At 59.1% G+C, this 12,979-nt stretch carries 15 protein-coding genes; 7 read left to right on the top strand and 8 right to left on the bottom strand.

The genetic code is table 11. The features are described 5' to 3' along the window. Window positions 1-70: 70 nt before the first annotated feature. The 7 genes from C9E91_RS01400 to C9E91_RS01370 all read right to left on the bottom strand — a co-directional run bounded on the left by C9E91_RS01400 (window position 71) and on the right by C9E91_RS01370 (window position 5,697). Window positions 71-1,342, bottom strand: coding sequence for a CpaE/TadZ family protein (locus C9E91_RS01400; protein ID WP_107106586.1), 1,272 nt, complete (start codon window positions 1,340-1,342; stop codon window positions 71-73). Between the two features lie 37 nt (window positions 1,343-1,379). Then, complete coding sequence (locus C9E91_RS01395; protein ID WP_107106585.1) at window positions 1,380-2,096, bottom strand: CpaD family pilus assembly protein; 717 nt, start codon at window positions 2,094-2,096, stop codon at window positions 1,380-1,382. Between the two features lie 55 nt (window positions 2,097-2,151). Beyond that, on the bottom strand, window positions 2,152-3,651 hold the full coding sequence (locus tag C9E91_RS01390) for a type II and III secretion system protein family protein (protein WP_107106584.1): 1,500 nt from the start codon (window positions 3,649-3,651) through the stop codon (window positions 2,152-2,154). Window positions 3,652-3,665: 14 nt separating this feature from the next. Next, entirely contained in the window at window positions 3,666-4,478 is an 813-nt protein-coding gene (gene cpaB / locus C9E91_RS01385; protein WP_107106583.1) for a Flp pilus assembly protein CpaB, read from the bottom strand. Between the two features lie 163 nt (window positions 4,479-4,641). After that, a complete protein-coding gene (locus C9E91_RS01380; RefSeq protein ID WP_107106582.1) occupies window positions 4,642-5,154 on the bottom strand; it encodes an A24 family peptidase in 513 nt (170 codons plus the stop codon). A gap of 91 nt (window positions 5,155-5,245) precedes the next feature. Next, the gene (locus C9E91_RS01375; protein WP_107106581.1) at window positions 5,246-5,428 is read right to left on the bottom strand and encodes a Flp family type IVb pilin; all 183 of its coding nucleotides are present in this window, start codon (window positions 5,426-5,428) and stop codon (window positions 5,246-5,248) included. Between the two features lie 86 nt (window positions 5,429-5,514). Beyond that, window positions 5,515-5,697 (bottom strand): Flp family type IVb pilin, encoded by a 183-nt coding sequence (locus tag C9E91_RS01370; RefSeq protein WP_107106580.1) that lies wholly within the window; start codon window positions 5,695-5,697, stop codon window positions 5,515-5,517. A 408-nt stretch (window positions 5,698-6,105) separates the two neighbouring features. On the opposite strand from C9E91_RS01370, the gene C9E91_RS01365 reads away from it, so the two are divergent. The 7 genes from C9E91_RS01365 to C9E91_RS01335 all read left to right on the top strand — a co-directional run bounded on the left by C9E91_RS01365 (window position 6,106) and on the right by C9E91_RS01335 (window position 11,661). Then, window positions 6,106-6,528 carry a pilus assembly protein N-terminal domain-containing protein gene (locus C9E91_RS01365; protein WP_107106579.1) on the top strand — a complete coding sequence of 141 codons (423 nt, stop codon included), beginning with the start codon at window positions 6,106-6,108 and terminating at the stop codon, window positions 6,526-6,528. Window positions 6,529-6,687: 159 nt separating this feature from the next. Further along, on the top strand, window positions 6,688-7,323 hold the full coding sequence (locus C9E91_RS01360) for a TadE/TadG family type IV pilus assembly protein (protein WP_107106578.1): 636 nt from the start codon (window positions 6,688-6,690) through the stop codon (window positions 7,321-7,323). 11 nt (window positions 7,324-7,334) lie between these two features. Beyond that, complete coding sequence (locus C9E91_RS01355; protein ID WP_107106577.1) at window positions 7,335-7,913, top strand: TadE/TadG family type IV pilus assembly protein; 579 nt, start codon at window positions 7,335-7,337, stop codon at window positions 7,911-7,913. Between the two features lie 135 nt (window positions 7,914-8,048). Beyond that, on the top strand, window positions 8,049-9,269 hold the full coding sequence (locus tag C9E91_RS01350; protein ID WP_107106576.1) for a phosphopentomutase: 1,221 nt from the start codon (window positions 8,049-8,051) through the stop codon (window positions 9,267-9,269). Then, a complete protein-coding gene (locus C9E91_RS01345) occupies window positions 9,266-10,234 on the top strand; it encodes an adenosine deaminase (RefSeq protein ID WP_107106575.1) in 969 nt (322 codons plus the stop codon). Before C9E91_RS01350 ends, C9E91_RS01345 begins: the two co-directional genes overlap by 4 nt. Window positions 10,235-10,357: 123 nt before the next feature. Beyond that, on the top strand, window positions 10,358-10,987 hold the full coding sequence (upp, locus tag C9E91_RS01340; RefSeq protein WP_028754397.1) for a uracil phosphoribosyltransferase: 630 nt from the start codon (window positions 10,358-10,360) through the stop codon (window positions 10,985-10,987). 149 nt (window positions 10,988-11,136) lie between these two features. Continuing rightward, the gene (locus tag C9E91_RS01335) at window positions 11,137-11,661 is read left to right on the top strand and encodes a TIGR02281 family clan AA aspartic protease (RefSeq protein WP_107106624.1); all 525 of its coding nucleotides are present in this window, start codon (window positions 11,137-11,139) and stop codon (window positions 11,659-11,661) included. Window positions 11,662-11,668: 7 nt separating this feature from the next. Here C9E91_RS01335 and deoA read toward each other — a convergent pair whose 3' ends face one another. Then, window positions 11,669-12,976 carry a thymidine phosphorylase gene (gene deoA / locus C9E91_RS01330; protein ID WP_107106574.1) on the bottom strand — a complete coding sequence of 436 codons (1,308 nt, stop codon included), beginning with the start codon at window positions 12,974-12,976 and terminating at the stop codon, window positions 11,669-11,671. Window positions 12,977-12,979 lie beyond the last annotated feature (3 nt).

Below are 12,979 nucleotides of genomic sequence, written 5' to 3'. Positions count from 1 at the left end.
AATTCTACGCTAGAGCATGATCTCAAAAATCCGAACCGGCCTTCGAACAAGATCATGCGACATCAAACGATTACTTCCGCTTCAGGAGGCCGAGCAGGCCGCCCTTCTTCGTCTTCTTCAGCGCAACGCGCCCGGTAACGATGTGCGATATCTGCGAGAAGGTCTCGGCGACCGGTGATCTCGGGTCGGTCTCCGAAATCATGCGGCCGCTGTTGGCGGCGTTGCCGAACAGATTGATATCGAAGGGAATGATGGCGATCGGATCGGTCTCCAGCGGCTCGCAGAACTCGGAGGGACCGATTTCCGGACGCTTCGGCATGCCGACCTGATTGAGGATGAGATGCGGTGCCTTGTCATTGGGGCGGAGCTTCCGCAGCGCATCCAGCATGTTCTTGGCGTTGCGCAGATTGGCAAGGTCGGGAGCCGCGCAAATCACGACTTCGTCGACGGCCGACAGCACAGAGCGGGTCCATTCCGTCCAGAGATGCGGCAGGTCGAGCACACTCACCGGCGCGCTGCGCTGCAGGACGTCGAGCACGGGCAAAAATGCCTGCCCGTCGAAATCATAGGCGCGGTCGAGCATGGAGGGAGCAGCGAGCAACGACAGGTGCTGCGAACATTTGGTCAAAAGACGATCGAGGAAAACCTCGTCGAGACGCTCCGGCGCATAGACAGCTTCTGCGATGCCTTGGGCCGGATCCTGGTCGAAATCGATATTGGCAGTGCCGTACGGCAGGTCGAGATCGGCGAGAATGGTCTCGGTCGAAAACAGGCTGGAGATGCCGAAAGCGCAATTATGCGCGATGGTGGACGCCCCTACCCCACCCTTGGCGCCGATGAAGGCAACGCTGCGGCCAATCGGTTCGGCATCGGGATCGACGAAGATGGCCGTCATCGCCGCCATGACATCGACCATGGCAACCGGCTGGACCATATATTCGGAAATACCGTTGCGGATAAGTTCGCGATAAAGGCCGATATCATTGTGATAGCCGACGATCACCACCTTTGTGCTGGGATCGCAGACGGCAGCAAGCGGCGCGAGCTCTGCCAGCAGATTACTCGGATTGGCCCGGGTTTCCAGGATGATCAGATTGGGCGTCGGTGTCGAGGCGAACATGTTTGCCGCCGCCGCCGTGCTGCCGCTGGTGATCCTGAGGCTGACCTTGGACATGCGCCGGTCATTGGCGCATCGGTCCATCACCTGCTGCATCTGCTCGCTTTCGCAAAAGGCGTGCACGGAGATGCGCGGCAATGGCCGCATGTTTTCGAGATCGCCCGCGCGGGGCGCATCTTCGGCCTCCACCTCGGTCTTTCTGATATCGTAATTGATAGCGCTCATGATTCTATCCTGTTCCGCCGGCCAGTTATCCTCATGCTCAGGAACCGCTAAAGCCGCCGATCGTAGCCGTGCTCGTTGGGGTAGTGCCGCTGCGGTAGCTGTCGATCACCTTGCTGCGCTGGTCGGCATCGATCGGCGTCATGGCGCGCGGCGCGATGAGGTCGGTCGGATTGGCGACCTGTGCTGCGAGGTTGTTTTGAGTGGCGCAGCCGAAATTGTAGTAGTTCTGATTGTCGAAGGCATTGGCGGACAGATCTTCCGGCCACTGGCCACAGGCATTGGTGGTCGCCGTCGTTGCCAAGAAGCGGAGCCTGATCGGGGCTGCATCGCCCGGGCCGCTGGTTTGGTAATAACTGTCGACGATGCGCGCCGACGGAATGCCGCTTGCGACAAGCTCCTGCCGGATCTGCCGGCGGAACGCAGAAACCCCAGGCGAATTGGCCGAACCGCTGGGCGCCAGGACTTCGATAGTGCCGGAAGCATGAGCTCTATAATCCTGCACGAAACCGCGAACCGTGTCGCGGGCGCCGGTCGTGATACGGCGATCACCCGCAACGACAGGAATGTCGACGTGATGCTCCTTTTCGGTCAGCACGATAGGATGACGCTGACGATAGTCGTCGGAAATCGCACTGGTCGTCATACCATCCGGCGAACCGGCACATCCGCTGACGGCGGCAGCCATCATGATCAGGGCCAGGGCTGCAAATCGCGGCTTGGTGATGCGGGGCGCATTGCGATCGAGGCTGGCCATTTTTCGGTCTCTCGTTGTTCCGGTTGAAGAGGGGTGCGTCATTGTCCGTCTCCCCTCACTTGTAGATAAAGCCGACGGTGCCGTGGAAATCGGCATCCGCAACCGGCGGCCCATCCCTGTGCCCGTAGATCTTGTTGACACGGTTCATGAAGAAGGCGGCGACATCGTTGCTCGGTGAGAAATTGTCGTCGGGACGAGCGAGTTGAGGACGCGCTACCGGCCGCACCAGATAAGGCGTCGCGATGATCACAAGTTCGCTTTCGTCGCGTTCAAAACTTTTTTGGCGGAAGAGTGCGCCGAGGATCGGGATCTTAGAGGCACCGGGGGTGCCGTTCGTGGTTTGCTGAACGCTATCACTGAGAAGGCCGGCCAGCGCAATGGAACCGCCGGAGGGCAACTCGACCGAGGTATCGGCCGCACGCTGGTTATACGTCGCGGTTCCCGCCGTGCCGACCGGATTCGACACCTGAGTCTGGATATGCAAGCTGATGCGTCCCGCCGAGAGAACCACCGGCGTGAAGGCCAAGCTTACGCCGTAGGTATAGGGCGTGATCGTTACAGTGCCGTCGCTGTTGGTCGTGGAGTAAAGCTGCTGACCACCGGAATTGAAGGTCGCGGCCTGCCCGGAGATTGCCGTCAACGTCGGTTCCGCCAATGTGCGTACCGCGCCGGCCTGCTCCATGGCAGTGAGATAGCTGCTGATATTGTATTTGCCGATCGCACTCTTGAAAAGGGCTGCGATACCACCACCGGCCGTGGCCGTGGCCGCATCACTGCTGACACTACCGAGTTGAGCGACGGTCAGGCCGGAGGAATTACTGACGAGATTGTCGAAGCCGATTTGCTTCAGCACGCTGCGCTTGATTTCGGCAACAGTGACCTTCAGCGTCACTTGATCCTCGCCCTCGATCTGCAGAAGGTTGACGATCTGCGACGTCTGGCGTGCTTCGGCAAAAAGCGCGACGGAATTGTCGCCGCCGCTAGCGCTTGCGGTTTCGTTACGGGTCGTCGCCTCACCGCCCTTGAGGAAGGCTTCGGCGAGCTGTTCGGCGCGCGACGAATCCTGCGGCGTACGAACTGTGCCAGTCATGACGATGTTATCAGAGACGATCTCGACGTTGATGTCGGAGTCCGGAATGAAGCGCTTGATATTGGCCTGAAGACTGGAAATGTCGCGCTCGATCTGGAGGTCGAGGCTGACGATCTCCTTCCCATCGGGGCCGAAGACGAAAATATTGGTCTGGCCGACCGTCTTGCCGAAGAGATAGATGCGACGCGAGGTACGCGTGACCGCATCGGCCATCTTCGGATCGGAGACGAGAATATCGTGGGCGTCCGCCGGCAGGTCGACCACCAGCGCCTTGTTGAGGCCGAGCTTCAGGGTGCGCTTGGTGCCGAGGCCGGCGATGGTGACGATGCTATCGGAACCGTCGGCCTTGGCCGTCGCCATGCGCAGGAAGGCCGGCGCCTCTGTGAAAGGCAGGCCGCCGAAAGCGACAGAAAAGGAGAGAGCCGCAAGCGAGAGGAGGCCGATCGATTTACTGGTCTTGAACATGATCCCGCCCCTTCTCATGGCGTCTTGGCTGCGGCTGTGCCGTTGGTGACGATCGAGCCTGATTTGATGACCTGAACGACGGCAGCGCCGTTATCTCCGGTCAGCAAGTAATCGGCGGCGACCGTATCCGGCTGCTGGGCATCGGCAACGGAGCGCAACGCCAGCGTCAGCCGGTCGGCCAACTGCTGAGCAACCGCAAGCACCTTGGATTGATCCGGCGTCAGCTCAAGCGTTGCGGTCGTGCCGACCACGGCCTTGGTGCCATCCTGCTTTTCCTCGACCTGCTGATCTATGGCGAGCACGCGGACATTGCTGAGCACCGTCTCGGTGACGAATTTCTGGGTATCGCCCTTGCGCACCATGATCACGTCGACCCGGTCATTGGGGAGAATGAAGCCGCCAGCGCCGGTGGCGACGGAAATTTCGGTGGCAACCGCACGTTTCCCCGACGGCAGCAGCGAGGACAGAATGTGGCTATTGGAATCGGCGACCTTCTCGTCGCGAATCGGTTCGCCTTCAAAGATCGGCAGACGGACGACTGCACCGCTGAGGTCCTTCAGTGCATCGGGACGTTCGGTTTCTGTGATGAAACCTTTGACGACGCCGCCCTGCGGCCAGGCCATCCAGTGGATCGACTTCTCATTCAGGCGCGCGCCGACCGGAAGATTGGCTTCGGCGACGAGCACATTGACCGTCGCTTCCTTCTCTACCACCGCTTCGATCTGCGGCACGACATTACGTGAGCCGGCCAGATGCATCGCCAGCAGTCCGGCAAGGCCTGCCGCGACAACTGCTACCGCGAGTATCATTAAGCGAGCGGGTTTCATGATCATTCCTTAGGGAATACGACTCTTCGCCCCGCAGAATGCTCAGGAATTGGTGTAATTATGGTTAATGGTATATTACATTTACAGTTATTTAATAATAACTATTAAAGTGATCTAAAATATAAAATTGGCAATACGCCGTTAACACTTAGAATTATCTAATTTAGATAATGTGCGAAGATGCTGCCGCGACCATAGGCGACGAGGGAAAAGCCAGGAAGCCGCCAATGGCGATGGCAATACCATAAGGGATCTTTTTGGCTACCAGCAGCGAGTTCGGCAGCGGCAGGCCTATGGCCATGATAGAACTCGAATGCGAGCGTATCACCAGAATGGCTATCGTCACCATGCCTCCGAGGAAGGCGACATAGACAAGGAAAGAAAGAAGCGACGGATCGAAGCCGAACCAGAGCGCCGATGCCGCCAGCAGCTTGGCATCGCCACCGCCCATGACGTTCAACGCAAAGAGCGCAAAGCAGACACAAAACACAATGGCCCCGCCGGCGAAATGCATGCCGATGTCAGCCCATGCCAGGCCGAGCAAGGGCGCAAGCACGATAAATGAGCCGAGCAGGATGAGTGACACCCGATTTGGTATCGTCATCGTAAACAGGTCGGAAAAGGCCGCGACCGCAAGGCAGAGCGGGAAGATCAGCAATGTTGCAGCTTCAAGCATCGGATGTCCCCAGCTTAACCTATAAAAGTCAAAAACCGCTCACGATATGGAGCGGTTTTCGAATATCTTACATCACTATACTTCCGCACGATTAATGCGCAGTGGAAGCGTTGTTCATCTTGTCGGAAATGCCATTGAACGTGGTGCTGAGCGTGTTGCCCAGGGTCGTTGCACCGGCAATGATGGCGACGGAGATCAACGCTGCGATGAGGCCGTATTCAATTGCGGTCGCACCGGATTCGTCTTTCAGGAAACGCGAAAAAAGCTTGGTCATAAGGTAGCTCCGCTCACTTAGTTGGCAGCACGCCAGCCAACTGTGCCGTTTTCGATCCAAACATGCCGCCGAGGCGCCGCAATCAATTAGTGTGCGGTAGAAGCGGCGTTCATTTTGGTGGAAATATTATTGAACACGGTGCTGAGCGTGTTGCCCAGGGTCGTTGCGCCAGCGATGATGGCGACGGAGATCAGCGCTGCGATCAGGCCGTATTCAATTGCGGTCGCACCGGATTCGTCTTTCAGGAAACGCGAAAAAAGCTTGGTCATAGGTAAACTCCACTCACTTTGTTGACAGCACGTCCGCCAACTGTTTGCCGTTGATCGGATGAGCTACACGCTAGCGATTGGCCGTTTCCATCGCTTTAAGGAAGTGGGTTAACAGATCGGAAAAACTAAAACCCAAATAGACTAGTTAACGTCAATTCATGTCTTTCCGCGCATTTTTAAAGAAAATCTTCAGCCTCCCGGCAATGATTAGGAGCTTGTATATTAGGATGGCATACGAATTGTTCCGATATATTACAACTCCCGTAGGGAAATCCCAAAATGGGAGAGGCCGAGATGCCGCTGCATCGGAATTGAACGAAAAGCCCTTCTCTTAATTGTTCATTCACCAATCTTTCTCATTCTATTTGGCAATCATTTTCGCCATCAGCTTTACGAGGCCCAGAGACCATGCCAACCCGCGGCAAAATAGCATTCTTTGCCTGCGTCGCCGCAACAGTGGGCCTAGTGCCGCAGTTTTCCCAGGCTGCGGATAACGGCATGCTGCGAGTCTATATGGACCATGCGCGCGTCTTGAAGCTCGATCGTCCTGTCAGCAAGGTCATTGTCGGCAACTCGCAAGTTGCAGACGCCACTGTCGCCGATCCAAAGACCATCGTGCTGACCGGCCGCAGTTTCGGCACGACGAACATCGTCCTGCTCGATTCCGACGGCAATGCCATCGTCGACGAACGTGTCCTTGTCTCGATCGACGAGGGCAATACGGTCCGCGTCTACCGCCAGACCGACCGCTCGGTGCTGTCCTGCACACCCAATTGCGAACAGCATGCCCAACAGAACAGCACTGCAGCCGCCGCATCCACCAGCCAATAGCGGCGATGCCTTCGGACTCACTTACATTCAGTTATACTTAAACAAAGCTCGGCTTTCTTAAATAAATCAAGCATCCCTTCAATATGAAGAGAGATGCGAAACGGATTATCAAGAAACCAGCTCTAGCTTAGCCCCAATTAAATCGCCACGGATTCCGGTATGATGCCAGATGACGATATTCTTGGGGGCAAGACTTTTGCACGGCGCCGTGCAGGTGGACGCGTGCGCGAATTGGTGTGCTCTCGCGACGGCACTGCCGCCATCGAATTCGCGCTGCTGGCGATCCCCTATTTCCTGATCATCTTCGCAATTCTGGAAACCTTCGTCGCCTTCACCGCCGAACAAGTTGTTTCCAACGCCGTCGACACGGTGTCGCGCGAACTCAGAACCGGGCAAATCACCTATAATCACAACGCGACGACCGATATGACCGCGGCGCAGTTCCGCCAGGCCTTCTGCAACGAGATCTCTGTGATCATCGTCTGTTCGGCGGCCGAGTTGGCGACGCCGACCAATCTCTATCTCGACGTCGAAAGCTACGCGACCTTCGCCGCTATGCCGACAACCGTGCCGCGCATGTCGTCAGACCCCTATTCTGATCTGAAGACGACGGGCTTCAGTTTTGCACCCGGCGGCGCCCAGTCGAAGAACATGGTGCGTGCCTACTATCGCTGGCAGGTGATGACCGACCTGCTGCGGCCCTATCTCACCACTATTCGGCCATCCGACGGTTCGATGCCGACGACCTATCTCATCGTCGCGACGGCGGCCTTCCAAAACGAGAATTATCCGTGAGGAAGGTTGCGATGGGTCTAAAAGAGCTGAGAGCTAAGCTTTGCGCTCCCCTGCGGCGCTTTGTTCGCGACGAGAAGGGCGTCGGCGCGATCGAATTCGCCATTCTCTTCCCCGTGCTGCTGATGCTTTATCTTGGCGCCTTCGAGCTCACCATAGCGCTCAGCGTCGAAAAGCGCGCCAGCCGGTCGGCCGGATCGATCGCCGATATCGTGACGCAGCAATCCAGCGTCAGCAAGACAGTGCTCGCCACTATGCCTTCGGTTGCCAGCGCTATTTTCACGCCCTACGACGCGACCGGCCTGACACTGAAGATCACCGGTATTCAGCTCGATGCAAGCGGCAACGCCACCGTTGCCTGGTCTTGGGCGCAGGACGGCAGCAAGCCCTATTCGACCGGCAGCGCCGTCACCGTTCCCAGCGATATCGATCTGCCAAGCACGTTTCTGGTGCGCACCGAACTCGCCATTCCCTATCAGCTCATCAGCTTCGGCTCGGATTTCCTGCCCGCCGGCAGCAGCCAGATCACCATCAGCCGCGAGTATTTCTATCGCCCACGCACCGACACTTCGGTCACCTGCAGCGATTGTTGAACAGTATCGTTGTGAATCCCTGCTATATTCTCCAGATGAACTGGAAATTGCCAAGTTGACGTCGCCGTTATATGGGTGACGTCCAATGCGCTTGACGCTGGACGTCGCGCATTGAGCAATCCTATCGGGTGGACCATGGCGCGCGCCTTTCTCTTCGTTCTTGATTCCTTTGGTGTCGGCGGCAGCCCGGATGCGGCCGCCTATGGCGATGAGGGTGCCGATACGCTCGGCCATATCGCCGAATTCTGCGCGGCTGGCGCCGCAGACCGCGAGGGCCTGCGTTCCGGCCCCTTGTCGCTGCCGAACATGTCAGGCCTCGGCTTGCTGGAGATCGCCAAGGCGGCGACAGGCCGCTATCCGGACGGCATGCCACGGCCGGAGAAGCTCTATGGTCTCTACGGCTGCGCCAATGAGGTGTCGCGCGGTAAGGATACGCCGTCCGGTCATTGGGAAATCGCCGGCACGCCCGTCATGTTCGACTGGGGTTATTTTTCCACCGAGGGCGACGCGTTTCCGCCGGAGCTGGTCGCGGCCATCTGCGAGGCGGCCGATCTCCCCGGCATTCTCGGCAACTGCCACGCATCCGGCACCGAGATCATCGCCAAATATGGCGAGGAACATATCCGCAGCGGCAAGCCGATCTGCTACACCTCATCAGACTCCGTCTTCCAGATTGCCGCACATGAACGTCATTTCGGCCTGGAACGGTTGATCTCTCTCTGCCAGATCGTCCGCACCCTACTTGATCCCTACAATATCGGCCGCGTGATCGCCCGGCCGTTCATCGGCGAGACGCAGGCGACATTCGAACGCACCGGCAATCGCCGCGATTTCTCCGTGCTGCCGCCAGAACCGACCCTGCTCGACCGTCTGGTCCAAGCCGAACGCACCGTGCATGCGGTCGGCAAGATCGGCGATATCTTTGCCCATCAGGGCATCTCCAAGGTTATCAAGGCCAACGGCAACATGAAGCTGATGGATGCGACGCTCAGAACCATGGACGAGGCAGCCGATGGCGATCTCGTCTTTACGAATTTCGTCGATTTCGACATGGTTTATGGTCATCGCCGCGATGTGGCCGGCTATGCGGCCGCGCTTGAAGCCTTCGATGCAAGGCTGCCGGAGGTGCACGAGAAGCTGAAGCCCGGCGATCTCGTCATCCTGACCGCCGATCACGGCTGCGACCCGACCTGGCGCGGCACCGACCACACGCGCGAGCGCGTGCCTGTGATCGCCTATGGACCGGGCGTTCGCTCGCGCTCGATCGGCGTCCGCCAGACCTATGCCGATATCGGCGAAACCGTTGCACGCCATTTGGGAATAGCGGCAGGGCCGCATGGAAGGAGTTTTCTGTGACATCGCATTTGAAGAAGGTCGAGCTGCACTGCCATCTGGAAGGTGCTGCTCCTCCGGCGCTGACGCTCGCGCAGGCACGGAAATACAACGTCGACACCAGCGCCTTCATGCGTGACGGTATCTACCTCTGGAAAGATTTCACCGAATTCCTCGTCTGCTACGACAAGGTCTCCGAGGTCTATCGTACCGAGGAAGATTACGCGCTGCTGACTGAGACCTATCTCGAAGAGCTTGCGGGCATCGGCACGATCTATAGCGAGCTGATCGTCTCGCCGGACCATGGCGACCGTATCGGCCTTGGCGCGGATGCCTATATGGCCGGCGTCTCGGCCGGCATTCGTGCGGCACAAGAAAAGAGCGGCATCGTCGCCCGGCTGCTCGTTACCGGCGAACGCCATTTCGGGCCGGAGCGCGTCATCAAGGCCGCCGAATATGCCGCCGGAAGCGACAACCCGCTGATTACAGGCTTCAATATGGCGGGTGAGGAGCGCATGGGCCGCGTTGCCGATTACGCGCGTGCCTTCGACATTGCCCGCGAAGCCGGCCTCGGCCTCACCATCCATGCCGGCGAAGTCTGCGGCGCCTTCAGCGTCGCCGATGCGGTCGAGCTGGTCCGCCCATCGCGCATCGGCCATGGCGTGCGCGCCATCGAGGATGCCGACCTCGTCAAGCGTCTCGCCGATCTCGGCACGGTGCTGGAAGTCTGCCCCGGCTCGAATGTGGCGTTGAATGTCTTTCCGGATTTCCCGTCGCATCCGCTGCGCAAGCTGCGCGACGCGGGCGTGCGCGTCACCATCAATTCCGACGATCCACCCTTCTTCCACACCTCGCTGAAACGCGAATACGAGCTGGCATCCACGTCCTTCGGCTTCAGCGATGACGAGATCAATGCCATGACCCGCACTGCGGTCGAGGCGGCATTTGTGGACGACGCCACGCGGGCATCCCTGCTCGCCAGATTATGACCGCATTATTTTTAGGTCGCCGACTGGGGATGACGTTCCAAAATGCGGCCTATTTTCTTGCACAAGAGGCGATTTCCGTGAAAGAAACATCCGATATCACGGAATTATTGGAAGGCTGAAACCATGGACGGCGTCACTGTCATCGATCACCCGCTCGTGCAGCATAAATTGACCATCATGCGTAAGAAGGAGACGTCGACGGGAAGCTTTCGCCGGCTTCTGCGCGAGATTTCGACGCTGCTTTGCTACGAAGTGACGCGCGACCTCGAACTGACGATCGAGACCATCGAGACGCCGTTGCAGCCGATGGACGCGCCGATCCTGGAAGGCAAGAAGCTGGTCTTCGCCTCGATCCTGCGCGCCGGCAACGGCCTGCTGGAAGGCATGCTCGACCTCGTGCCCTCGGCCCGCGTCTCGCATATCGGCGTCTATCGCGATCATGAGACGCTGCAGCCGGTCGAATATTACTTCAAAGCACCGGACGACATATCCGAGCGCCTGATCATCGTCGTCGACCCGATGCTGGCAACCGGCAATTCCTCGATCGCCGCGATCGACAAGCTGAAGGAGCGCGGCGCCCATAATATCCGCTTCCTCTGCCTGCTCGCCGCCCCGGAAGGCATCGCCAATTTCTGCAAGGCGCATCCGGACGTCCCCGTCTTCACGGCGGCGATCGACAGCCATTTGAATGAAAAGGGCTATATCGTTCCCGGCCTCGGCGACGCCGGCGACCGGATGTACGGCACGAAGTAAATCCCGCCGTCATATCTGCTTTTTTTGCCTGGCAGCCCCCAACTGCCGGGCTTTTTATTGATCTGTTTAGCGGCCTGTCAGCGAAGCAGTCTTAAACTGGCTGGATCGATGGGCTCGACATGGCGAAGCCCATGGGAAGGATCTCGCCGATGCTCGTTCGCGTTCTTGTGTTTGCCGGTATCATTGCCGCTGCGGCTACGCAGGTTCCCGCGTTGCTCGGCACGCAAACGGCAAGCAACGAAAGCTCGGCGCCCGCAGTCAAGGTTGCCGTGCCGCAGCAGCCTGCCGCGACGCCGGCGGCATATGGGAGCGTGTTGTTGCCCGCAGGCGCCGGTGGTCACTACGAGGGCGACTTCAAAGTCAATGGCCGGCCGGTGCATGGCATGATCGATACGGGCGCAACCTATGTGGCGATCAATGAGAGCACGGCCCGCCGGCTCGGCATCAGCGGCAGCGATCTCGATTATCGCTACACCACGCAGACGGCCAACGGCCCGTCCAAGGTGGCTCTCGTCAAACTCGACCGTCTCGAGATCGGCACGATCAAGGTCCGCGATGTCGACGCCGTGGTTGCGAAAGACAGCGCATTGAGCACGACATTGATCGGCATGAGCTTTCTGAAAAAGCTCAATTCCTATAGTGCCGAAAACGGCTCACTGCGTTTGACGCAATAATTGCCGGTTAAATCCGCGCAACGATCACCGGCGGCAGAACAGGTGCGGCGTCGCCGATCCGATAGTTTGCGCTGAGATCGGCTACGGCTTTTTCAGCGCTCGTCTCGTCGGCAGCATGAACGGTTGCGATGCGATCGCCTTTGCTGACCTTTGTTCCGAGCGGCAGGATATCGCTAAAGCCGACGCGATGGTCGATCTTGTCCTGTGGATGACGGCGACCACCGCCGAGATCGATGACGCTCATGCCGATGGCGCGGGCATCGCAGGCGACAAGCCAACCGTCCGAAGACGCAAGAACAGGCTTCTGCACCGGCGCGGCCGTCAAATATTTGTCCGGGTGATCCAGCAGATCGGCAGGGCCGCCGAGGGCTTGGACCATGCGAGCGAAAAGCTCGGCCGCCTTGCCGGAAGAGAGTGCTTTATGCGCTTTTGCCTCCGCCTCGAGCAATGTCTTTGCGATCCCGGCTTGCGTCAGCATCTCGGCAGCGAAGGCCAGCACGACCGTCTCCAGCCGCGTGTTCGCCTTACCACCCCTGAGGAAATCCAGGCAATTGCGGAGTTCGACGACATTGCCGGCGGCATCTGCCAGCGGCTGATTCATGTCGGTGATCAAAGCCGAGGTCTTGACGCCGGCGCCATTCGCCACCTCGACTAGCGATCGGGCCAGCGTCTCGGCCTCCTCCAGCGAGGTCATGAAGGCGCCATTGCCGATCTTGACGTCCAGCACCAGCGTTTCGAGGCCGGCGGCCAGCTTTTTCGACAGGATCGAAGCAGTGATCAGCGGCACGGAATCGACCGTGGACGTGACATCGCGCACGGCATACAGCTTGCCGTCGGCAGGCGCCAAGGTTCCCGTCTGGCCGATAATGGCGCACCCCACCTCGTCCACCACCTTGCGGAAGTGGCTCGCATGCGGGGTGATGCCGTAGCCTGGGATCGATTCCAGCTTATCCAGCGTGCCGCCGGTGTGGCCGAGGCCGCGGCCGGAAATCATCGGTACGGCGAGGCCGCAGGCAGCGGCGATTGGCGCCAGCATCAGCGACACATTATCGCCGATGCCACCCGTCGAGTGCTTGTCGGCGATCGGCCTGTCGATGCCGGACCAGGAGAGCATATCGCCGGAGCGGGCCATGGCCAGCGTCAGCGCCACGGTTTCCTCACGCGTCATGCCGCTGTACCAGACGGCCATGGCGAAAGCACCAATCTGGCTTTCGGCCAGCTCATCGCGGGCAAGGGCCGCAATGAAGGCGTCGATATCGCTGACGTGAAGCGTGCCGCCGTCCCGCTTCCGCCGGATGATCTCCTGCGGAATCATCGC

It is taken from the genome of Rhizobium sp. SEMIA4064 (genome assembly GCF_003025035.1).
GTDB lineage: Bacteria > Pseudomonadota > Alphaproteobacteria > Rhizobiales > Rhizobiaceae > Rhizobium > Rhizobium paranaense.
The sequence above is the reverse complement of the archived record's forward strand: the minus strand, read 5'-3'. Positions and strand labels throughout refer to the sequence as shown.

What these genes read in the sequence shown, in the direction of transcription:
- C9E91_RS01400 (WP_107106586.1), bottom strand. Translation starts at nt 1,342, where the DNA reads ATGAGCGCTATCAATTACGATATCAGAAAGACCGAGGTGGAGGCCGAA.
- C9E91_RS01395 (WP_107106585.1), bottom strand. Translation starts at nt 2,096, where the DNA reads ATGGCCAGCCTCGATCGCAATGCGCCCCGCATCACCAAGCCGCGATTT.
- C9E91_RS01390 (WP_107106584.1), bottom strand. Translation starts at nt 3,651, where the DNA reads ATGTTCAAGACCAGTAAATCGATCGGCCTCCTCTCGCTTGCGGCTCTC.
- cpaB (WP_107106583.1), bottom strand. Translation starts at nt 4,478, where the DNA reads ATGAAACCCGCTCGCTTAATGATACTCGCGGTAGCAGTTGTCGCGGCA.
- C9E91_RS01380 (WP_107106582.1), bottom strand. Translation starts at nt 5,154, where the DNA reads ATGCTTGAAGCTGCAACATTGCTGATCTTCCCGCTCTGCCTTGCGGTC.
- C9E91_RS01375 (WP_107106581.1), bottom strand. Translation starts at nt 5,428, where the DNA reads ATGACCAAGCTTTTTTCGCGTTTCCTGAAAGACGAATCCGGTGCGACC.
- C9E91_RS01370 (WP_107106580.1), bottom strand. Translation starts at nt 5,697, where the DNA reads ATGACCAAGCTTTTTTCGCGTTTCCTGAAAGACGAATCCGGTGCGACC.
- C9E91_RS01365 (WP_107106579.1), top strand. Translation starts at nt 6,106, where the DNA reads ATGCCAACCCGCGGCAAAATAGCATTCTTTGCCTGCGTCGCCGCAACA.
- C9E91_RS01360 (WP_107106578.1), top strand. Translation starts at nt 6,688, where the DNA reads ATGATGCCAGATGACGATATTCTTGGGGGCAAGACTTTTGCACGGCGC.
- C9E91_RS01355 (WP_107106577.1), top strand. Translation starts at nt 7,335, where the DNA reads ATGGGTCTAAAAGAGCTGAGAGCTAAGCTTTGCGCTCCCCTGCGGCGC.
- C9E91_RS01350 (WP_107106576.1), top strand. Translation starts at nt 8,049, where the DNA reads ATGGCGCGCGCCTTTCTCTTCGTTCTTGATTCCTTTGGTGTCGGCGGC.
- upp (WP_028754397.1), top strand. Translation starts at nt 10,358, where the DNA reads ATGGACGGCGTCACTGTCATCGATCACCCGCTCGTGCAGCATAAATTG.
- C9E91_RS01335 (WP_107106624.1), top strand. Translation starts at nt 11,137, where the DNA reads ATGCTCGTTCGCGTTCTTGTGTTTGCCGGTATCATTGCCGCTGCGGCT.
- deoA (WP_107106574.1), bottom strand. Translation starts at nt 12,976, where the DNA reads ATGATTCCGCAGGAGATCATCCGGCGGAAGCGGGACGGCGGCACGCTT.